Genomic DNA, 21122 nt, shown 5'->3' on the forward strand with positions numbered 1-21122 from the left:
GACAAAGCCCGCTTCTTGCTCCTTTCGGGAGCAAAAAACCGCTTTTTCAGAATAAATCGCACCGAAAACGCCCCTTTTCAGGGTATGGGAATAGCTGTCGGACGAGTTGCACCTTCCACACGAAAAATTAGGGTTGCACCTGGTTGCACCCGAATTGTCCTACAGATACTCTTGACGCCAGCTTAGGCCACAACCGTGGCAATAACGAGGATAAGAAATGGCGACTACCACCCTTGGGGTCAAACTCGACGACCCGACCCGTGAGCGACTCAAAGCAGCTGCGCAGTCCATTGACCGCACGCCGCACTGGTTGATCAAGCAAGCGATCTTCAACTATCTGGAGAAGCTCGAGGGTGGCGCCACCCTGACCGAACTCAACGGTCATGTCAGCAACCTGGCCGACGATGCCGGTGAAGTCCAGGCCGACCACAGCCACCAGTGCTTCCTCGAATTTGCCGAAAGCATCTTGCCGCAGTCGGTACTGCGCTCGGCGATCACCGCTGCCTACCGCCGACCGGAGCAGGAAGTGGTGCCGATGCTGCTGGAGCAGGCGCGCCTGAGCGCGCCACTGGCCGAAGCCACCAACAAGCTGGCCGCGGGCATTGCCGAAAAGCTGCGCAATCAGAAAAGCGCCGGCGGCCGTGCCGGTATTGTCCAGGGCCTGCTGCAGGAATTCTCGCTGTCGTCTCAGGAAGGCGTGGCGCTGATGTGCCTGGCCGAAGCCCTGCTGCGCATCCCCGACAAAGGTACCCGTGATGCGCTGATCCGCGACAAGATCAGTACCGGCAACTGGCAGCCGCACCTGGGCAACAGCCCGTCACTGTTCGTCAACGCCGCCACCTGGGGGCTGCTGCTGACCGGCAAGCTGGTCAGCACCCATAACGAAACCGGCCTCACCTCCTCGCTCACCCGCATCATCGGCAAGAGCGGCGAACCGATGATCCGCAAGGGCGTCGACATGGCCATGCGCCTGATGGGTGAGCAGTTCGTCACCGGCGAGACCATTGCCGAAGCCCTGGCCAACGCCAGCCGTTTCGAGGCCAAAGGCTTCCGTTACTCCTACGACATGCTCGGCGAAGCCGCACTGACCGAGCACGACGCGCAGAAGTACCTGGCGTCCTACGAGCAAGCCATCCACTCGATCGGCAAGGCCTCGCATGGCCGTGGCATCTATGAAGGCCCAGGTATCTCGATCAAGCTGTCGGCACTGCACCCGCGCTACAGCCGCGCCCAGTACGAGCGCGTGATGGAAGAGCTGTACCCGCGCCTGCTGTCGCTGACCCTGCTGGCCAAGCAGTACGACATCGGCCTTAACATCGACGCCGAAGAAGCCGACCGCCTGGAGCTTTCGCTGGACCTGCTCGAACGCCTGTGCTTCGAGCCATCCCTGGCTGGCTGGAACGGCATCGGCTTCGTTATCCAGGCCTACCAGAAGCGCTGCCCGTACGTGATCGACTACGTCATCGATCTGGCCAAGCGCAGCCGCCACCGCCTGATGATCCGCCTGGTAAAAGGCGCCTACTGGGACAGCGAGATCAAGCGTGCCCAGGTCGAAGGCCTGGAAGGCTACCCGGTCTATACCCGCAAGGTGTACACCGACGTGTCCTACGTCGCCTGCGCCCGCAAGCTGCTGGCCGTGCCAGAAGCCATCTACCCGCAGTTCGCCACCCACAACGCCCACACCCTGTCGGCTATCTACCACATTGCCGGGCAGAACTATTACCCGGGCCAGTACGAGTTCCAGTGCCTGCACGGCATGGGCGAGCCGCTGTACGAGCAAGTGGTCGGCAAGATTGCCGATGGCAAGCTGAACCGCCCGTGCCGCGTGTATGCACCGGTCGGCACCCATGAAACGCTGCTGGCCTACCTGGTGCGCCGCCTGCTGGAAAACGGCGCGAACACCTCGTTCGTCAACCGCATCGCCGACCACTCGATTTCCATCCAGGAACTGGTCGCCGACCCGGTGGCCAGCATCGAGCGCATGGGTACCCAGGAAGGCAGTATCGGCCTGCCGCACCCACGCATTCCCCTGCCGCGCGACCTGTATGGCACCGAACGGGCCAACTCGGCCGGTATCGACATGGCCAACGAACACCGCCTGGCATCGCTGTCCTGCGCCATGCTGGCCACCGCTCACAATGACTGGAAGGCTGTCCCGCTACTGGCCTGCGCCGCCAGCGAGAGCGCTGCCGCACCGGTGCTGAACCCGGCCGACCACCGCGACGTCGTCGGCCATGTGCAGGAGGCCACCGTTGCCGACGTGGACAACGCCATCCAGTGCGCACTGAACGCCGCACCGATCTGGCAGGCCACCCCACCAGCCGAGCGTGCTGCCATTCTGGAGCGCACCGCCGACCTGATGGAGGCCGAGATCCAGCCGCTGATGGGCCTGCTCATCCGCGAGGCCGGCAAGACCTTCGCCAACGCCATTGCCGAAGTGCGTGAAGCCGTGGACTTCCTGCGCTACTACGCGGTGCAGGCACGTAACGACTTCAGCAACGACGCCCACCGCCCACTGGGCCCTGTGGTGTGCATCAGCCCATGGAACTTCCCGCTGGCGATCTTCACCGGCCAGGTGGCCGCAGCCCTGGCTGCCGGCAACCCGGTACTGGCCAAGCCTGCCGAGCAAACCCCACTGATCGCCGCCCAGGCCGTGCGCCTGCTGCTGGAAGCTGGCATCCCAGAAGGCGTGCTGCAGCTGCTGCCTGGCCGCGGTGAAACCGTCGGAGCCGGCCTGGTCGGGGACGAACGCGTCAAAGGTGTGATGTTCACCGGCTCCACTGAAGTGGCCCGCCTGCTGCAGCGCAACGTCGCTGGCCGTCTGGACAACCAGGGCCGCCCGATCCCGCTGATCGCCGAAACCGGCGGCCAGAACGCGATGATCGTCGACTCCTCGGCACTGACCGAACAGGTCGTGATCGACGTGGTGTCCTCGGCCTTCGACAGTGCCGGCCAGCGTTGCTCGGCCCTGCGCGTACTGTGCTTGCAGGAAGACTCCGCCGACCGCGTAATCGAGATGCTCAAGGGCGCCATGGCGGAAAGCCGCCTGGGCTGCCCGGACCGCCTGGCCGTGGACATCGGCCCGGTGATCGATGCCGAAGCCAAGGCTGGCATCGAGAAGCACATCCAGGGCATGCGCGAGAAAGGCCGCCCGGTCTACCAAGTCGCTATTGCCGATGCTGCCGAGATCAAGCGTGGCACCTTCGTCATGCCAACCCTGATCGAGCTGGACAGCTTCGACGAGCTGAAGCGCGAAATCTTCGGCCCCGTACTGCACGTGGTGCGCTACAACCGCCGCAATCTGGATCAGCTGATCGAGCAGATCAACAACTCCGGCTACGGCCTGACCCTCGGCGTGCACACCCGTATCGACGAGACCATCGCCAAGGTGGTGGAAACCGCCAACGCCGGCAACATGTACGTCAACCGCAACATTGTGGGTGCAGTGGTGGGCGTGCAGCCGTTCGGTGGTGAAGGCCTGTCGGGTACCGGCCCGAAAGCCGGCGGCCCGCTGTACCTCTACCGCCTGCTGTCGACCCGCCCGGCCGACGCCATCGGCCGCCACTTCCAGCAGCAGGACGGCGAAGGCAAGCCGGATCGCACCCTGCACGAACAGCTGGTCAAGCCACTGCACGGCCTGAAGGCCTGGGCCGAGAACAACCAGCTGGCCGACCTGGCCGCGCTGTGCAGCCAGTTCGCCAGCCAGTCGCAGAGCGGCATCGCCCGCCTGCTGCCTGGCCCGACCGGCGAGCGCAACAGCTACACCATTCTGCCGCGTGAGCACGTGCTGTGCCTGGCCGACAACGAAGCCGACCTGCTGGCGCAGTTCGCCGCAGTACTGGCCGTTGGCAGCTCGGCGGTGTGGGTTGACGGTGAACCGGGCAAGGCCCTGCGCGCCCGCCTGCCGCGTGAGCTGCAGGCCAAGGTGAAGCTGGTCGCGGACTGGAACAAGGATGAAGTGGCGTTCGACGCCGTGATCCACCATGGCGACTCGGACCAGCTGCGCGGCGTATGCCAGCAGGTGGCCAAGCGTGCCGGGGCGATCGTTGGGGTGCACGGGCTGTCCAGCGGTGATCACCAGATTGCGCTGGAGCGCCTGGTCATCGAGCGCGCGGTGAGCGTGAACACTGCAGCGGCAGGCGGTAACGCCAGCCTGATGACCATTGGCTAATGGCTGAGGGTTGTTGAAGAAGAAGGAGAGCCTCGGCTCTCCTTTTTTATGCGTACATGTCCTGAAGCAGGGGCTGGACTAACAGGTGCTCACCAGAACGTGGTCATGCCAACGGTGACTTGGGTGTCTTCTGTTGTTACCGTTTATCCCCTGGAATTTCTCGGCTGCCTGGGCCGGTCCTTTCGCGGGTAAACCCGCTCCTATACACATGCACAGGCCGTCGTGTAGGAGCGGGTTCACCCGCGAAGAGGCCGGACCTGCCGGCCAGTTTCTACCCGTCGTTCACCGTCGCCGCCACCACCGTATTCGCGGGTAAACCCGCGAATACACCTGATCAGTGCCGGACACAGGTCGGGGGTTGGACACAGTCCGCTGTAGGGTTTACCCGCGAAAGGACCCGTCCAGACAGACCTATCAAAAAAGCCTTGCAGCAGGCTTCTACCCCAGCATCGTATTGTCTTCAAGGAAAGCGGAAGCGTGGTGTGGATCGGGGACTATCCGGAGCTCCCCTCCGACAGAGCTTCGGCCAAAAATTGCTCAAACCATTGGTGAAAGCGCAATCAAAGCAAACAGCTGTGCTGCCATAAGCGCAATACCCAACAGCATCCAAAGCCAATTGGCCAGCGTGAACCGGCTGTTGGCCTTCCCTTCTTTGTCACCCGCACAGAAATTGATGCCCTTCTGTATGAACACCAGAATGATCAGCCAAGCTGCCTGAATGGCTAAACCCGCAAAATAGGCCGGCCACAGCTGGTCTTCCAACACGACGCTGGCAACCACCCAGACAACGCAAAAACCGTAATAGCCCAGCGTGAGCCCCAGGATGGACCACGGATAGGTTTTACCTGAGTCGCGAATATGGTCATTTACCCTTCTCAATAATGGATAGATGAAGAACACTGCAAAAGCGCTTCGCCAGAACGGACTTACGCGCTCTCCCGTTTTCTCTCTATGCAGACTCCAACTTTGATAGAAGCAATAAACCCAGTAGAAGCCCAAGGTAAAGAAATTCATTACACCAAATTTAATGGGTGAGACTACGAAGAAGGGAACCTGGTTGCCGTTGGCCTCAGCCAAGTCAGCGTGGTGGGCATCACTCATCTGAAACGTTTCCTTGTGAACACCAAAACGCACATTCAAGGCCAACTGATATTCGATCCGCAGCAGTCCATTTCTGATCGGGATTGTGGGAAACGTCTCTATATTCTCCCGAGCAGGCATTACACGACCTGACCTTGCGTTGGTTTCACCAATAACCGGCAGGTTTCCCGGCGTTCTCAACCCATATCACGCAAACCTATTAACCTGTCCCCAGTCTCACCACGCTCCTACACTCGCAGCATCCCGCCTCAGGACCGCCACCATGCCCGAGACCTTGCTCAGCCCCCGCAACCTTGCCTTCGAGCTCTACGAAGTCCTCGACGCCGAAGCCCTGACCCAGCGCCCGCGCTTCGCCGAGCACAGCCGTGAAACCTTCGATGCGGCACTGACCACCGCCCGCACCATCGCCGAAAAGTATTTCGCCCCGCACAACCGCAAGGCCGACGAAAACGAACCACGCTACGTGGACGGCCGCGCCGAGCTGATTCCCGAGGTGAAGCCCGCCGTCGATGCCTTCCTCGAAGCCGGCTTCCTCAACGCCAACCGGGACTTCGAGGTCGGCGGCATGCAGCTGCCCAGCCTGGTCTCGCAAGCCTGCTTCGCCCACTTCCAGGCCGCCAACGCCGGCACCACGGCCTACCCGTTCCTGACCATGGGCGCGGCCAACCTGATCGAGAGCTTCGGCTCCGATGAGCAGAAGCGCCTGTTCCTGCAACCGATGATCGAGGGCCGCTACTTCGGCACCATGGCGCTGACCGAACCCCACGCCGGCTCGTCGCTGGCCGACATACGCACCCGCGCCGAACCAGCAGGCGACGGCAGCTACCGGCTCAAAGGCAACAAGATCTTCATTTCCGGCGGCGACCACGAACTGTCGGAAAACATCGTGCACATGGTGCTGGCCAAGCTTCCGGACGCCCCGCCCGGGGTCAAAGGCATCTCGCTGTTCATCGTGCCCAAGTACCACGTAAACCCGGACGGCAGCCGTGGCCCGCGCAACGATGTGCTGCTGGCCGGGCTGTTCCACAAGATGGGCTGGCGCGGCACCACCTCGACCGCGCTGAACTTCGGCGACAATGGCCAGTGCGTCGGCTATCTGGTCGGCCAGCCGCACCAAGGCCTGGCCTGTATGTTCCAGATGATGAACGAGGCGCGGATAGGCGTAGGCATGGGCGCGGTGATGCTGGGTTACGCCGGCTACCTTTACTCCCTGGAATACGCTCGCCAGCGGCCGCAGGGCCGGCTGCCAGACAACAAGGACCCACACAGCCCGGCGGTGCCGATCATCGAGCACACGGATGTGAAGCGCATGCTTCTGGCGCAGAAGGCCTACGTAGAAGGCGCCTTTGACCTGGGCCTGTACGCCGCGCGCCTGTTCGACGACACCCATACGGCCGCTGACGAAAACACCCGCAAACTGGCGCAGGACCTGCTCGACCTGCTGACCCCGATCGTCAAATCCTGGCCCTCGGCGTTCTGCCTCAAGGCCAACGAATTGGCGATCCAGATTCTTGGCGGCCACGGCTACACCCGCGAATACCCGGTGGAGCAGTACTACCGTGACAACCGTTTGAACCCGATCCACGAAGGTACCGAGGGTATCCAGTCGCTCGATCTGCTCGGTCGCAAGCTGGCACAGCACAATGGTGCCGGCCTCAAGCAGCTGATACGCCTGATCGCCACCACCTGCGAACGTGCCAGCCATCACCCGAACCTTGACCCACTGCGTCAGCCGCTGGAGCAACTGGCCAACCGCCTGCAGGGGGTCACCCTGGTGCTGCTCGGTGACCTCGCCCAAGGCAAAGTCGCTGGTGCCTTGGCCAACTCTGCCTTGTACCTCAAGGCCTTCGGCCACTGCGTGATCGGCTGGCGCTGGTTGGAGCAGGCGGTTCACGCCGAACTTGGTCTGCTCAAGGGAACCGCTGCTGATCGCGACTTCTACCTCGGCAAGCTGCAAGCTGCGCGTTTTTTCCTGACCTGGGAAGTACCGGGCTGCCATAATGAGCTGGCATTGCTCGAGGCACACGACGATACCTGCCTCGGCATGCAAGACGGGTGGTTCTAGGGGGAGCCACCGTGTACACGGAGGCATCCGCATGTTCGATTCCAGCGCCCTGCTGCGCCAGCGCTTTGCTGCGCTGCGCAGTACGGCCGAGTTGTTTTCCCTGCGCCATGTGAAACAGTCGCACCAGGCGCTTTCGGTTCGCCGCAACGTCGCCGAACCACCCTTCTTCAGCCAGGATGAGGGCGCCATGCTCACCGTGCGGGTCAATGGCGTGGAGGCCTACGCTGCCACCGCCGACCTGTCCCAGGCTGGCCTGCAGCGCGCCCTTGAGCAAGCCGAGGCGCTGGCGCGGCAGATCGCCCGGCACAGCCTGCTGGACCTGCGCGAACAAGCCGTGACCAGCGCACGCCACGACCATGTTTCGCCCAACTTCGACCAACCCGTGCCCAGCCTCGCCGACTGCCTTGGCCTGCTCGCCGCCGAATCGGCCAGCGTGCCCAAGGACAGCCGTTTGGTGGACTGGCAGGCCAGCCTGGGGCTGAGCCTGGTCGAGCAAACCTACCTGAACTCGGCCGGCGCCGAACTGCGCCATGCCCAGCGCTTCCTGTTCCCGGGCCTGGGGGTGACCGCCAGCGACGGCCAGGACAGCCAAAGCCGCAGCCTGGGCCGCGACAACTTCGGCCAACAGGGTGGTTTCGAGATCATCGAGCGCTGCGGCCTGGTCGGCGCGGCCAGCCGGGTGGCCGACGAAGCACTGCAACTGCTGCTGGCACCGAACACCCCCAGTGGCCCGCGCGACCTGCTGTTGATGCCGGACCAGATGATGCTGCAGATTCACGAATCCATCGGCCACCCGCTGGAGATGGACCGCATTCTCGGCGACGAGCGCAACTACGCCGGCACCAGCTTCGTCAAAACCAGCGACTTCGGCCACCTGCAGTACGGCTCCAGCCTGCTGAACGTGACCTTCGACCCGACCATTGGCGAAGAGCTGGCCAGCTACAGTCATGACGACGACGGCACCCCGGCCAGCAAAGCGTTCCTGATACGCGACGGCCTGCTGCTGCGCCCGCTGGGTGGCGCGCTGTCGCAGTTCCGCTCTGGCCTGGACGGCGTGGCCAACAGCCGTGCCTGCGGCTGGAACCGCGCGCCGATCGACCGCATGGCCAACCTCAACATCGAGCCGGGCGACCAGTCTTTCGAGCAACTGATCGGAGGCATCGAGCACGGCATCCTGATGCGTACCAACCGTTCCTGGTCCATCGACGATGCACGCAACAAGTTCCAGTTCGGCTGCGAATGGGGCCAGTTGATTGAAAATGGCGAGCTCAAGGGCATCGTCAAGAACCCCAACTACCGCGGCATCTCCGCGCAGTTCTGGCGCAACCTGTCGGCGGTTGGCGACCACAGTACCTTCCAGGTGCTGGGCACGCCCAACTGTGGCAAGGGCGAACCCAATCAGGTGGTGCGGGTCGGCCACGCCTCGCCGGCCTGTGTGTTCCGCCAGATCGATGTATTCGGAGGAGACGCCTGATGAAGCACGCGTTCGAAACCCTGGTCGGGGAGGTGCACGCCGCCCTTCAGGCGGGCGAGCAGTTCACCCTCGGTTACAGTGCCGAGCAATCGCAGTTCGTGCGTTTCAACCATGCCAAGGTGCGACAGGCCGGCGAAGTCAGCCAGGCCAGCGCGCAACTGCGGCTGGTGCGCGATGGGCGCCAGGCGGAGCAGCAGGTAACCTTGAGTGGCGACCTGCAACTGGATCGCCAGCGCCTGAACGTTGCGCTCGAGCAGCTGCGCCAGACCTTGCCGCTGCTGGCACTCGACCCTTACCTGCGCCTGGACGAAAACGCCTGGCACAGCCATAGCCTGCAGGAACACCCCCTGCCCGCACTGAACGAAGTACTGGCCCTGCTTGAGCGTGAAGCAGGTGACCTGGACCTGGTCGGCATCTACGCCGCCGGCCCGGTATGCCGCGGCTTCGCCAGCTCGTTCGGCGCCTTCGGCTGGCACCAGGCCAACAGCTTCAACGTCGACTGGAGCCTGTTCCACGATAATGGCCAGGCAGTGAAGGCCAACTATGCCGGCCAGGCCTGGAGCGCCGACGACTTCACCGTACGCCTGCGCCAAGCGCGAGAGCAGTTGGGTTTCCTCGGCCGCCCGGCAGTTACCCTCAAGCCCGGCACCTACCGCGCCTACCTTGCACCTGCGGCCATGGACGAAGTCGCCGGCATGTTGTGCTGGGGCGGCTTTTCCGCGCAGGCCCTGGCCACTGGCAACAGCGCTCTGCAGCGCCTGTACAACGGCGATGCACGGCTCAGCCCGCTGGTCAGTTTTACCGAGCAGGTCAGCGGCTCGCTTAGCCCGGCGTTTTCCGATGAAGGTGCGCCGCGCCTGGATGTGCCGCTGATCCAGCAAGGTGAGGCCCGGCAGCGGTTGATCAGTGCGCGCAGTGCGGCCGAGTTCGAGCTGCAGGCCAATGGCGCCGACGGCTACGAGTCGCCCTGTGCGCTCAGCCTGGCGCCGGGCAATCTGGCCAGTGCGCAGATCCTTGAGCGTCTAGGCACCGGGCTGTACATCAGCAACCTGTGGTACCTGAACTACTCGGACCTGCCAGCGGCGCGCATGACCGGGCTGACCCGCTTCGCCACTTTCTGGGTAGAAGACGGGCAGATCCAGGGGCCGGTGAGTACCATGCGCTTCGATGACAGCCTGTACAGCTTGCTGGGCAGCCAGCTGGAGGACCTGACCCAAGAGCGCGAGATGATTCTGTCGACCAGTACTTATGGACAGCGCAGTACCGGGTCGAGTCATTTGCCCGGAGCACTGGTCAAAGGCCTGACCCTGACATTGTGACTGGACTTGCCGGCCCTTTCGCGGCTAAAGCCGCACCTACAAGGAACGCGTAACCCTTGTAGGAGCGGCTTTAGCCGCGAAAGGGCCGGCACTGACAAACGAGGACGTCATGCCCGAACGCACCCCGCTGGACCCCGTCACCGCCCGCTGGATCCCTTGGGTGGTGGCCATCGCCTTCTTCATGCAGTCCCTGGACGGCACCATCCTCAACACGGCGCTGCCGGCCATGGCCCGCTCGTTGGCCGAAGACCCCTTGCGCATGCAAGGTGTGATCATTGCCTACATGCTCACCGTGGCCCTGCTGATCCCTGCCTCAGGCTGGATCGCCGACCGTTTCGGCACCAAGCGCATCTTCTTCAGCGCTATCTTGCTGTTCAGCTTTGGCTCGCTGCTGTGCGCCGCAGCCAACAGCCTTGGCTTCCTGATCTTCGCCCGCGTAGTGCAAGGCCTGGGCGGTGCGCTGATGCTGCCGGTCGGGCGGCTGGTGGTGCTGCGCGCCTACCCACGCAGCGAGCTGGTGCGGATCATGAGTTTCATCACCATCCCCGGCCTGCTCGGGCCATTGCTGGGGCCAACGGTCGGTGGCTGGCTGGTGGAAATCCTCAGCTGGCACTGGATCTTCCTGCTCAACCTGCCTGTCGGCCTGCTTGGCTGCATTGCCGTGTGGAAGTTCATCCCGGACTTGCGCGGCGCCGAGCGCACCACCTTCGACGGCCCTGGTTTCCTGCTGTTCGGCGCAGCGATGGTACTGATCACCATTGCCATGGAAGGCCTGGGCGAGCTGCACCTGCCGCACTTGCGGGTAATGTTGCTGCTGTTCGCCGGCATGGCCTGCCTGGCCGCGTACTGGCTGCGCGCCGGGCGCGACCCGGAGCCGCTGTTCTCGCCAAGCCTGTTCCGCGTGCGCACCTTCGCCATCGGCATCCTCGGCAACCTGTTCGCCCGCCTGGGCAGCGGCGCGCTGCCGTTCCTGGTGCCGTTGCTGCTGCAGGTTGCGCTGGGCTACTCACCCGCCCAGGCAGGCATGAGCATGATCCCGCTGGCGGCGGCGGCCATGCTGGCCAAATCCATTGCCCGACCGCTGATCGAACGGTTCGGCTATCGCATCATCCTCACCGGTAATACCTTGCTGCTGGGCATCCTGCTGGCAAGCCTGGGCCTGGTGGACGAGCAGACCCCTTATTGGCTGCTGTTGGTGCAACTTGGCCTTCTGGGGGCAGTGAACTCCATGCAGTTCACTGCGATGAACACAGTGACGCTCATCGATCTCGACGACGCCAGCGCCAGTAGCGGTAACAGCCTGCTGTCGGTGGTCGCGCAACTGTCGCTGAGCCTGGGTGTGGCCTGCGCCGGCGCACTGTTGGGCGGCTTTACTGCGGCAGGCAGCGCCGAGGGCGTGGAAACCACCCTGGGCGCGTTCCAGCTGACCTTCGTCACCATCGGTGTAATGGCCATGCTGGCAGCGGCGATCTTCCTGCAGCTGGCGCCGACGGACGGAAGGCGTGCCCGTCGTCCGGAACAACACATGGAGTCGTAGGGCGAATGGCCACGAGGCTGGTAGACTATGCGGCATTTTTCGCTTCGCACCGCAGGCCCGCCTCGTGACCACCGAATCCACCGCCTTTGCCACCTTGCCGCTGTCCACTGCCATGCTGGCCAACCTGGAGGCCCTTGGCTATGCCTCGATGACGCCGATCCAGGCCCAGAGCCTGCCTGTCATCCTCAAAGGCCAGGACCTGATCGCCCAGGCCAAGACCGGTAGCGGCAAGACTGCCGCCTTCGGCATCGGCCTGCTCAACCCGATCAACCCGCGCTACTTCGGCTGCCAGGCGTTGGTGCTCTGCCCTACCCGCGAACTCGCCGACCAGGTGGCCAAGGAGCTGCGCCGCCTGGCCCGTGCCGAGGACAACATCAAGATCCTGACCCTGTGCGGCGGCGTTTCGCTGGGCCCACAGATCGCTTCGCTGGAGCACGGCGCGCACATCATCGTCGGCACCCCAGGGCGCATCCAGCAGCATCTGGACAAAGGCACCCTGGTCCTGGACGGGTTGAACACCCTGGTGCTGGACGAAGCCGACCGCATGCTCGACATGGGCTTCTTCGACGCCATCGCCAGCATCATCGGCAAGACCCCGTCGCGCCGCCAGACCCTGCTGTTCTCCGCCACCTACCCGGCCGGCATCAAGCAACTGGCCGCCGACTTCATGCGCAACCCGCAGCAGGTCAAGGTCGAGAGCCTGCACACCGACAACCAGATCGAGCAGCGTTTCATCGAGATTGACCCGCAGCAACGCCTGGAAGCCGTCACCCGCGTGCTCGGCCACTACCGCCCGCAGTCGTGCGTAGCGTTCTGCTTCACCAAGCAGCAATGCGAGGACGTGGTCGCCCACCTGACCGCAAAGGGCATCGTCGCCCAGGCCCTGCACGGCGACCTGGAGCAGCGCGACCGTGACCAGGTGCTGACCATGTTCGCCAACCGCAGCAGCTCGGTGCTGGTGGCTACCGACGTGGCCGCGCGCGGCCTGGACATCGATGGCCTGGACATGGTCATCAACGTGGAGCTGGCGCGTGATGCCGAAATCCACGTGCACCGCGTGGGCCGTACCGGCCGCGCCGGCGAGAAAGGCGTTGCGGTCAGCCTGGTGGCACCGGCCGAAGGCCACCGCGCCCAGGCCATCGAAGCGCTGCAGAAGAGCCCGCTGCGCTGGGACCAGCTGGACAGCCTGAAAAACAAGGGCGGCGAGCCCCTGCTGCCGGTGATGACCACACTGTGCATTGCCGCTGGCCGCAAGGACAAGCTGCGCCCTGGCGACATCCTGGGGGCCCTGACCGGTGATGCCGGCATCCCGGGCAAGCAAGTGGGCAAGATCGCCATCTTCGACTTCCAGGCGTTTGTGGCCGTGGAGCGGGCGTTGGCCAAGCAAGCCATGCAGCGACTGAACAGCGGCAAGATCAAGGGTCGCGCCCTGAAAGTCCGCATTATCTAAAGCCAGGCAAAGCCCCCTGTAGGAGCGGGTTTACCCGCGAACGCGGCAGTAAATGCATCGTCGCATTCGCGGGTGATCCCACTCCCACAGGGTTCAGCATTTCAATCTGAAGGTTCATACCGTGCACTCCACCGACGTGATCATCCTTGGCGCCGGCGCCGCCGGCCTGATGTGCGCCCAGCTCAGTGCCCGTCGCGGCCGCCGGGTGCTGCTGCTCGACCACGCCAACAAGCCAGGCAAGAAAATCCTCATGTCCGGCGGCGGGCGCTGCAACTTCACCAACCTGTACACCGAGCCGGCCAACTTCCTTTCGCACAACGCGCACTTCTGCAAGTCGGCCCTGGCCCGCTACACCCAGTGGGACTTCATCGAGCTGGTGTGCAAGCACGGCGTGGCGTACCACGAGAAGAAGCTCGGCCAGCTGTTCTGTGACAACAAGGCCAGCGACATCCTCGACATGCTGATGGCCGAGTGCGACGAGGCCGGTGCCGAGATCCGCATGCACACCAGCATCGAACAGATCGAGAAGACCGAAAGCGGCTACCTGCTGCAGACCAGCGGCGGCCAGTTCACCTGCCAGTCGCTGGTCATCGCCACTGGCGGCCTGTCGATCCCGACCTTGGGCGCCACCGGTTTCGGCTACCAGGTGGCCCGCCAGTTCGGCCACACCCTGCTGCCAACCCGCGCCGGGCTGGTGCCATTCACCATCACCGAGCCCCAACTCAAGGCGATGTGCACCGAATTGTCCGGCACCTCGCTGGACTGCACCGCCAGCTGCAATGGCACCAGCTTCCGCGAAAACCTGCTGTTCACGCACCGCGGCCTGAGCGGCCCGGCGATCTTGCAGATCTCGTCGTTCTGGGAAGCCGGTGACACGGTCGAGATCAACCTGCTGCCCGACCGGGATGCGCTGACCTGGCTGCAACAGATGCAGGCCGAGCGCGCCAATGCCGAACTGAAGACCGTGCTGGGCGAGGTGTTCACCCGCAAGCTGGCCAACTTGCTGGCCGAGCAGTGGTTCGAGTCGAAGCCGATGAAGCAGTACACCCCGGCGGAACTGGCGCACATCGCCGAAAAGCTGGCGAACTGGCAAGTGGTGCCAGCCGGCACCGAAGGCTACCGCACCGCCGAAGTGACCCTGGGCGGCGTGGATACCCGCGAGGTGTCGTCCAAGACCATGGAATCGCTGAAAAGCCCCGGCTTGTACTTCATCGGCGAAGTGCTGGATGTCACCGGCCACCTGGGTGGTTTCAACTTCCAGTGGGCTTGGGCATCGGCGAACGCCGCCGCGCAGTTCGTGTAGAGTAGAATCCTTTCAGCAGCACGGAACGCTTCTTGCTGGCCCGTGCTGCAGTGCATTCTTCGCTCACCGCCTGGCAGGCCATCATGTCATCGAGCTCGTTCCGTCAGTCACTGCGTCGCCTGTGGGGCCAAGACAAGTTCAGCTACAGCATCCGGGTCACCATTGCCCTTACCGGCAGCCTGGCCCTGTGCTGGTACCAGAACGAGATGGCCCTGCTGATCCCGTTGTTCCTCGGCATCATCGCCAGCGCCCTGGCCGAAACCGACGACAGCTGGCAGGGCCGCCTCAGCGCCCTGGCCGTTACCCTGGTGTGCTTCGCCATCGCTGCACTGGCAGTCGAGTTGCTGTTCCCCTACCCCTGGATTTTCGTCATTGCCCTGGCCCTGGCGGCCTTTGGCCTGACCATGCTCGGGGCGCTGGGCGAGCGCTACGGCGCCATCGCTTCGGCCACCTTGATCACTGCGGTCTACACCATGATCGGCGTGGACCAGCGCGGTGGCCAGGTCACCGATTTCTGGCACGAACCGCTGCTGCTGGTGGCAGGTGCGGCCTGGTACGGGCTGTTGTCGGTGCTGTGGCAGGCGCTGTTTTCCAACCAGCCGGTACAACAGAGCCTGGCCAAACTGTTCTTCGAGCTGGGCAGCTACCTGAAGCTCAAGGCCAGCCTGTTTGAACCGGTCCGCACGCTCGACGTCGAGGCACGGCGCCTGGAACTGGCCCAGCAGAACGGCAAGGTGGTGGCCGCGCTGAACGCAGCCAAGGAGATCATCCTGCACCGGGTGGGCAACAGCCAACCAAACTCGAAGGTAAGCCGCTACCTCAAGCTGTACTTCCTGGCCCAGGACATCCACGAGCGTGTCAGTGCCTCGCACTACCCCTACAACGCACTGACCGAGGCGTTTTTCCACAGCGACGTCATGTTCCGCTGCCAGCGCCTGTTGCGTAAGCAGGGCTCATCCTGCCAGGAACTGGCCCGCTCGATCCGCCTGCGCCAACCATTCGTGCTGGCCAGCGGTTATCCAGAAGCCCTCGAAGACCTCAACGCCTCGCTGGAGCACCTGCGCATCCAGAGCAACCCGGCCTGGCGCGGCCTGTTGCGCTCACTGCGGGCACTCGCTGCCAACCTGGCAACACTGGACCGCCTGCTCAGTGCCGCCAGCAACCCGGACAGCCTGGCCGACGCCAGCGACAGCAGCCTGCTCGACCGCTCGCCGCGCTCGCTGAAGGACGTGTGGACGCGCCTGCGCACCCAGCTCACACCGACCTCGCTGTTGTTCCGCCATGCCTTGCGCCTGCCGCTGGCGCTGTCGATCGGCTATGGCATGGTGCACCTGATTCACCCGACCCAGGGCTACTGGATCATCCTCACCACGCTGTTCGTGTGCCAGCCCAACTACGGGGCCACGCGGCGCAAGCTGGTGCAGCGAATCTTCGGCACTGCCGTTGGCCTGACAGTGGGTTGGGCCTTGTTCGACCTGTTCCCCAACCCGGTCATCCAGTCGTTGTTCGCCGTGGTTGCCGGGGTGGTGTTCTTCGTCAACCGCACCACCCGCTACACCCTGGCCACTGCCGCGATCACCCTGATGGTGCTGTTCTGCTTCAACCAGATCGGCGATGGCTACGGCCTGTTCCTGCCACGCCTGTTCGATACGCTGGTGGGCAGCCTGATTGCCATTCTTGCAGTGTTCCTGTTCCTGCCTGACTGGCAGGGCCGACGGCTGAACAAGGCGCTGGCCAATACCCTGGCCTGCGCCAGCGTGTACCTGCGCCAGATCATGCAGCAGTATGCCCACGGCAAGCGCGACGACCTGGCCTACCGCCTGGCCCGGCGCAATGCCCACAACGCTGACGCGGCGCTGTCCACCACCTTGGCCAACATGCTGATGGAGCCGGGGCATTTCCGTAAGGAGGCCGACGTTGGCTTTCGCTTCCTGGTGCTGTCGCACACGTTGCTCAGCTACCTCTCGGGGTTAGGCGCGCACCGCGACACGGCGTTGCCAGCAGAGGTGCAGGAGCAGTTGATCGAAGGCGCCGGGCAAAGCCTGGCCAGCAGCCTGGATGAGATTGCCAACGGCCTGGCCGCACGGCTGCCGGTGGCGATTCACAGTGATGCCGAAGAGGCGCTGGCCAATGCCCTGGAGCAGATGCCGGAAGATCTGGATGAGCATCAGCGGCTGGTGCAGACGCAGCTGGCGTTGATATGCCGCCAGCTGGGGCCACTGCGGACCCTGGCGGCACACCTGATCAAGGAAAATGCCCCGGCCTGATCGTTTTAGTGCCTGTGCTCAAAAGCCATACTGACGCAGCAGCCGGGCATAGCTGCCATCGGCCTTCATCGCCGCTATCGCCTGCTCGAAGCGCTCGACGATCCGATCATGCTCCGGGTGCTTCAGGCTGACCAGAATATGCAGGGTGTTCTCCCCCAGCGGCGGATCCACCAGCATCACCCCATCACGCACATCCTGCGGCTCACGCTGCAGGTTGTAGCGGGCCACGTACTCGTCTTCCACCGCCAGGCTTACCCGCCCTGCCGCCAACATGCGTACCGCAGAAGAAAAGTTGCGCACCGGCACTTTGTGCAGACGGGGATCCCCGTCGAATTCCGGTGAATAGGCGTAATCACGCACTACGGCAATGCTATAGGCATAAAGGTCAGACAGACGCTTGTAGCTAAACGCCTCGCCCTTACGCTGCAGCAGGCGAATACGATTACTCAGGTAGGCGTTGGAAAACTGCCCGATACTGGCGCGCGAGTCGTTGTACCAGGCATTGATCAGCACGTCGTAGCGCCCTTCACCTACCCCCAGCAACGCACGCGCCCACGGCACCTCTTCATAGTCGCTGGCGTAGCCGGCACGCGCCAGTGCCGTGGTAACGATGCTGGTCGCAAGGCCGCCGCCCGGCATCTTGGCATCGGTGAACGGTGGCCAGTTGTCGGCCACCAGGCGCAGCTTGGCGTGACCCGGGGAAGGTGTTGCCAGCATCGTTGCCAGTAAACCCAGAACACAAAGCAGTGGCCGCATGCTCACGTCCTTTCGCAATGGAGGGCAACACTGCCAGTGAGATTACACAAAGCGCTTGCCGAGGGCAGCGGCCAATAGTGTCATTTAGCCTCTATTTTGGCCGAAGCACGTGCAGCATGCGATGATCGAGCCCCATCCAAGGAGTTCGTGCCCATGTCAATCGACTGGCTCTGCAAGCACCACACCGACCTCGGCAAGGAGCAGCTCTATGCCATTTTGCAGCTACGCACTGAAGTACTCGTGGTGGAGCAGCGCCACGCCTACCAGGAAGTCGATGGTCAGGACCTGACTGGCGATACCTTGCACCTCATGGCCTGGCAGGAAGACAAGCTGGTGGCCTACCTGCGCCTGCTGGATCCGCAGTCACAAGGTGGGGATGTGGTGATCGGACGAGTGGTGACATCACCGCAGGCGCGAGGTTTGCAGCTCGACGAAAGCTTGCTGCTCAAGGGGCTGGAAGCGGCGGAGCATTGTTGGCCGGGGGTGCCGGTTTATCTGTCGGCTCCGGCGCATTTACAGGCGTTTTATGCCCGCCATGGGTTTGCGGTGGTGGGCGAGGAGTCTTTGGAGGACGGCATCGCGTCCATTGGAATGCGCAAGGGATGAGCCCACCCTGTGCGGGCTTTGCACATCAGGGGTAACCCAGCACTTCGCGGATCTGCCGCAAGTGACGGATGATCCACTGCTTGTCGATCGCTCCCCAATCATGAATGCGATAATGCCCGGCGTGGTTGCGTGCGCCTTCCTGCTGTTCGAACTCGCAGACGATGTCCAGGTCGGCCAGCGCGGCGATAGTGTCCTGGGCTGTGCGACGGGGCATGCCGGTGGCTTCCATCAGGGCGGGCACGCTGGTCGCGGTCTGGCTATCGATCAGCCAGGCCACGTACAGACGGCGGTAGAAGCTGCTCTTGGTCTTGCTCACTTCCATGCTGCATGTTCCTTAGAGGTTGCCCGGCAGCTCCCGGTAGGTCAGGTAGACGCGCAGGTCGAATTCCAGTTGGTGATAGTCCGGCTCCATGTGCTGGCAGAGCTGGTAGAACGCTTTGTTGTGATCTCGCTCGCGCAGGTGCGCCAACTCGTGCACAACAATCATGCGCAAGAACTGTGGCGCGGCCTCCTTGAACAGCGAGGCAATGCGGATTTCCTTCTTCGCCTTGAGCTTGCCACCCTGCACCCGCGACACCGCCGTGTTCAAGCCCAGGGCCCGATGCGTCAGATCGAGGCGGCTGTCGAACAATACCTTGTCCAGGTTTGGCGCACTTCGCAGGTACTGTTGGCGCAGATCCTGGGCATAGCCATACAGCGCCTTGTCGTTTTGCACGTCATGGCGGTCAGGGTAACGGCGCTGCAGGTATTCACCCAGGCGGTCGCTGTCGATCATCTGCCGCACCTGCGCCTGCAGGTGCGGGGGGTAGGCTTGCAAGTAACGTAGTACGGTCATGGCGCTGTATTCGGCGTAACGAATGCCGATTCTAGCCAATCACGGCCCTGGCCAGGAGAAAATTGCCGGGAAGCCGCTAGCGTCAGCAGCGGTCATCGGATAAGCCACCAGGAAACCCTGAACGTATTCGCAACCATTGGCCTTGAGCCAGGCGGCCTGCGCCGGGGTCTCCACCCCCTCGGCGATCACCGTGATACGGTAGTCGGCGCACAGGCCGATCACGCTGCGAACCAACGCAGCATCTACCGCCGAATCGGGCAGACGTGCCACCAGATGACGGTCAAGCTTGAGGGTGTCGATAGGCAGGTCGCGCAGCATGCGCAACGAACAGTCACCCGCACCAAAGTCATCCAGGGCCACCCTCACACCCAGGTCACGCAAGCGGTGTATCTGTTTGACGGCCGCGTCGATGTTATACATCAGCGACGTTTCCGCCACTTCCACCTCCAACTGCGTCGGGACAAGCTGGTAAAGCTGGATGACCCGTTGCAGTTCTTCGACCAGGCCAGGCATGACGAACTGCGCGCGGCTCAGGCTGATGCCGAGTACAAGGTCCGGCGGAAACCTGTCGTACCAGGCCTGCCGCTGCGCGGCCCCCTGGCGGTAGATCCAGCTGGCCAGGCGATTGATCAGCCGCGCTTCTTCCAGCAACGGGATGAACAGCCCCGGCGGTACATCGCCAACGCTGGGGTGCTGCCAGCGCAGCAAGGCCTCGAAACCACGCAGGCGGCCATCGTGGAAGGCGACCTGTGGCTGGTACACCAAGGTAAAGTCCTGCTGCTCGATGGCCATGCGCACGCTATCCTCGAGCATCAATCGCGAGCGCGCCCGTCCGTTGAGTTCCTGGTCGTAGAAGCGGTATTGCTGACGCCCCGCTTGCTTGGCTGCGTACATCGCTGCATCGGCCGAACGCAGCAGGCCTTCAACATTGGCGCCGCAGTCCGGGTAGGTGGCAATGCCGATGCTGACCCCAAGGCATACATCGAGCCCGTCGACCTCATGGCTGATGGAAACACGCTCAAGCAACCGTTCTGCGTAACGCCCGGCCTGCTCCGGGTAGGGCAAGCTGTCGAACAGTGCAGTGAACTCATCCCCGCCCATACGCGCCAGCAAGGCCTCACTGCCCAGGCAGTCCTTGAGCTGCTCGGCCACCCAGCGCAACACCCGGTCGCCCGCGTCGTGGCCGAGCGAGTCGTTGATGCGTTTGAAGCCATCCAGGTCCATGTACATCAACGCCTGCGCCTTGTCCGAGCGCTCGTTGCGCAACAGAACACCTTCAGCAGCCTGGTAAAAACCACGACGGTTGAGCAGGCCGGTGAGCGGGTCGGTAATAGCCTGGTATTCCAGCTGCTGGTGCAAGTTACGCACCACCGACATGTCCAGCACGGTCACCACCATGGCCTGTTGGTCGGCCGGCAACGGCGCACAGGACAGCGCCACCGGCACAAGCTCCCCCCCTTGGGTCCGCAGTTGGGCATCATGTACGCGGAAGATCTGCCGCCCCTGGTAGGCCTTGTAGAAGTCCGACTCGCGCCACAGGCTGGTACTGGTCAGTTGCACAACGTCGAGCAATGGAGTGCCCTGCAGTTGTTGCACCGGTGCCGCCAGCAAACGGGAAATGGCCGGATTGGCAAAACTGATGATGCCATGGGCATCAACCACCAGAATGCCTTCGGCAGCATTCTCCAGGATGGACGCATTGAATGCCCTGGCCGCCTCCAGTTCGCGACTGAGCTGCTGCAACATGCGCCGGTTGCGCTGCTGGTCGAGCAGCGCCTGGACCTTGGGCTTGAGTATTTGCGGGTCGAACGGTTTGAACATGTAGTCCACGGCGCCGCTGGCGTAGCCTTTGAGCACGGCCGCGTCGGACTGTTCGTTGGCGGTGAGGAAAATGATCGGGGTCAGTCGGGTACGCTGATTGCCGCGCATCAGCCGGGCGACTTCAAAGCCGTCCATTTCCGGCATCTGTACATCCATCAACACCAGATCGACTTCGTACTCAAGCAACGCGCTCAACGCTTCTATCCCAGAGCTCGCCGTCAATACTTGCCAATCCTGCCGGGCCAGCAAGGCCCGCATGCTGATGAGGTTCTCGGGGTAGTCGTCTACCACCAGAAGAACTGAGCTGCCATCCAGTGGCTGCTGTTGAGGGTAAGCGCCATCCATGCTGCTTCTCTGTTATGTGACCGACTTCAAAATACGGTTGGATCCATTAGTACTCTAGTCCTGAGGCTGCAA

General features: G+C 63.2%; 14 protein-coding genes. 9 read left to right on the top strand and 5 right to left on the bottom strand.

Annotation, left to right across the window (positions count from 1 at the left end; genetic code table 11):
* The first annotated feature begins 217 nt into the window (after positions 1 to 217).
* Positions 218 to 4171, top strand: a complete 3954-nt coding sequence (gene putA / locus KW568_RS26485; RefSeq protein ID WP_004576606.1) for a trifunctional transcriptional regulator/proline dehydrogenase/L-glutamate gamma-semialdehyde dehydrogenase — start codon at positions 218 to 220, stop codon at positions 4169 to 4171.
* Between the two features lie 537 nt (positions 4172 to 4708).
* On the opposite strand, the gene KW568_RS26490 is transcribed toward putA, so the two are convergent.
* A complete protein-coding gene (locus KW568_RS26490; protein WP_004576607.1) occupies positions 4709 to 5392 on the bottom strand; it encodes a hypothetical protein in 684 nt (227 codons plus the stop codon).
* Positions 5393 to 5534: 142 nt separating this feature from the next.
* Between KW568_RS26490 and KW568_RS26495 the strand changes: the two genes are divergently transcribed.
* From KW568_RS26495 to yccS, 7 genes are all read left to right on the top strand, one after another.
* Complete coding sequence (locus KW568_RS26495; protein ID WP_003249414.1) at positions 5535 to 7337, top strand: acyl-CoA dehydrogenase; 1803 nt, start codon at positions 5535 to 5537, stop codon at positions 7335 to 7337.
* 31 nt (positions 7338 to 7368) lie between these two features.
* A complete protein-coding gene (locus KW568_RS26500) occupies positions 7369 to 8811 on the top strand; it encodes a TldD/PmbA family protein (protein WP_004576608.1) in 1443 nt (480 codons plus the stop codon).
* Complete coding sequence (locus KW568_RS26505; protein ID WP_004576609.1) at positions 8811 to 10130, top strand: TldD/PmbA family protein; 1320 nt, start codon at positions 8811 to 8813, stop codon at positions 10128 to 10130. Before KW568_RS26500 ends, KW568_RS26505 begins: the two co-directional genes overlap by 1 nt.
* 109 nt (positions 10131 to 10239) lie before the next feature.
* Positions 10240 to 11667 (top strand): multidrug transporter subunit MdtD, encoded by a 1428-nt coding sequence (gene mdtD / locus KW568_RS26510; protein WP_003249408.1) that lies wholly within the window; start codon positions 10240 to 10242, stop codon positions 11665 to 11667.
* A gap of 112 nt (positions 11668 to 11779) precedes the next feature.
* Positions 11780 to 13117, top strand: a complete 1338-nt coding sequence (gene dbpA / locus KW568_RS26515) for an ATP-dependent RNA helicase DbpA (RefSeq protein ID WP_230065385.1) — start codon at positions 11780 to 11782, stop codon at positions 13115 to 13117.
* A gap of 121 nt (positions 13118 to 13238) precedes the next feature.
* Positions 13239 to 14420: an NAD(P)/FAD-dependent oxidoreductase gene (locus KW568_RS26520; RefSeq protein ID WP_004576610.1), complete on the top strand. Its 1182-nt coding sequence runs from the start codon at positions 13239 to 13241 to the stop codon at positions 14418 to 14420.
* Between the two features lie 83 nt (positions 14421 to 14503).
* Positions 14504 to 16687, top strand: a complete 2184-nt coding sequence (gene yccS, locus KW568_RS26525; protein ID WP_003249401.1) for a YccS family putative transporter — start codon at positions 14504 to 14506, stop codon at positions 16685 to 16687.
* Between the two features lie 18 nt (positions 16688 to 16705).
* Here yccS and KW568_RS26530 read toward each other — a convergent pair whose 3' ends face one another.
* Entirely contained in the window at positions 16706 to 17443 is a 738-nt protein-coding gene (locus tag KW568_RS26530) for an ABC transporter substrate-binding protein (RefSeq protein ID WP_004576611.1), read from the bottom strand.
* A gap of 153 nt (positions 17444 to 17596) precedes the next feature.
* Between KW568_RS26530 and KW568_RS26535 the strand changes: the two genes are divergently transcribed.
* Entirely contained in the window at positions 17597 to 18049 is a 453-nt protein-coding gene (locus KW568_RS26535) for a GNAT family N-acetyltransferase (protein ID WP_003249398.1), read from the top strand.
* A 25-nt stretch (positions 18050 to 18074) separates the two neighbouring features.
* Here KW568_RS26535 and KW568_RS26540 read toward each other — a convergent pair whose 3' ends face one another.
* The 3 genes from KW568_RS26540 to KW568_RS26550 are packed head-to-tail and all read right to left on the bottom strand — an operon-like array spanning position 18075 to position 21050.
* Positions 18075 to 18371 (bottom strand): helix-turn-helix domain-containing protein, encoded by a 297-nt coding sequence (locus KW568_RS26540; protein ID WP_003249396.1) that lies wholly within the window; start codon positions 18369 to 18371, stop codon positions 18075 to 18077.
* 12 nt (positions 18372 to 18383) lie between these two features.
* Positions 18384 to 18884, bottom strand: a complete 501-nt coding sequence (locus KW568_RS26545) for a M48 family metallopeptidase (RefSeq protein WP_004576612.1) — start codon at positions 18882 to 18884, stop codon at positions 18384 to 18386.
* Positions 18885 to 18923: 39 nt separating this feature from the next.
* A complete protein-coding gene (locus KW568_RS26550) occupies positions 18924 to 21050 on the bottom strand; it encodes a bifunctional diguanylate cyclase/phosphodiesterase (protein WP_004576613.1) in 2127 nt (708 codons plus the stop codon).
* Between the last annotated feature and the right edge of the window lie 72 nt (positions 21051 to 21122).

Origin of the sequence: Pseudomonas sp. HD6515, assembly GCF_024971855.1 — a bacterium.
Lineage (GTDB): Bacteria > Pseudomonadota > Gammaproteobacteria > Pseudomonadales > Pseudomonadaceae > Aquipseudomonas > Aquipseudomonas alloputida.

Coding starts and splice junctions, on each gene's coding strand:
- putA (WP_004576606.1), top strand. CDS start 218: ATGGCGACTACCACCCTTGGGGTCAAACTCGACGACCCGACCCGTGAG.
- KW568_RS26490 (WP_004576607.1), bottom strand. CDS start 5,392: ATGCCTGCTCGGGAGAATATAGAGACGTTTCCCACAATCCCGATCAGA.
- KW568_RS26495 (WP_003249414.1), top strand. CDS start 5,535: ATGCCCGAGACCTTGCTCAGCCCCCGCAACCTTGCCTTCGAGCTCTAC.
- KW568_RS26500 (WP_004576608.1), top strand. CDS start 7,369: ATGTTCGATTCCAGCGCCCTGCTGCGCCAGCGCTTTGCTGCGCTGCGC.
- KW568_RS26505 (WP_004576609.1), top strand. CDS start 8,811: ATGAAGCACGCGTTCGAAACCCTGGTCGGGGAGGTGCACGCCGCCCTT.
- mdtD (WP_003249408.1), top strand. CDS start 10,240: ATGCCCGAACGCACCCCGCTGGACCCCGTCACCGCCCGCTGGATCCCT.
- dbpA (WP_230065385.1), top strand. CDS start 11,780: ATGCTGGCCAACCTGGAGGCCCTTGGCTATGCCTCGATGACGCCGATC.
- yccS (WP_003249401.1), top strand. CDS start 14,504: ATGTCATCGAGCTCGTTCCGTCAGTCACTGCGTCGCCTGTGGGGCCAA.
- KW568_RS26530 (WP_004576611.1), bottom strand. CDS start 17,443: ATGCGGCCACTGCTTTGTGTTCTGGGTTTACTGGCAACGATGCTGGCA.
- KW568_RS26535 (WP_003249398.1), top strand. CDS start 17,597: ATGTCAATCGACTGGCTCTGCAAGCACCACACCGACCTCGGCAAGGAG.
- KW568_RS26540 (WP_003249396.1), bottom strand. CDS start 18,371: ATGGAAGTGAGCAAGACCAAGAGCAGCTTCTACCGCCGTCTGTACGTG.
- KW568_RS26545 (WP_004576612.1), bottom strand. CDS start 18,884: ATGACCGTACTACGTTACTTGCAAGCCTACCCCCCGCACCTGCAGGCG.
- KW568_RS26550 (WP_004576613.1), bottom strand. CDS start 21,050: ATGGATGGCGCTTACCCTCAACAGCAGCCACTGGATGGCAGCTCAGTT.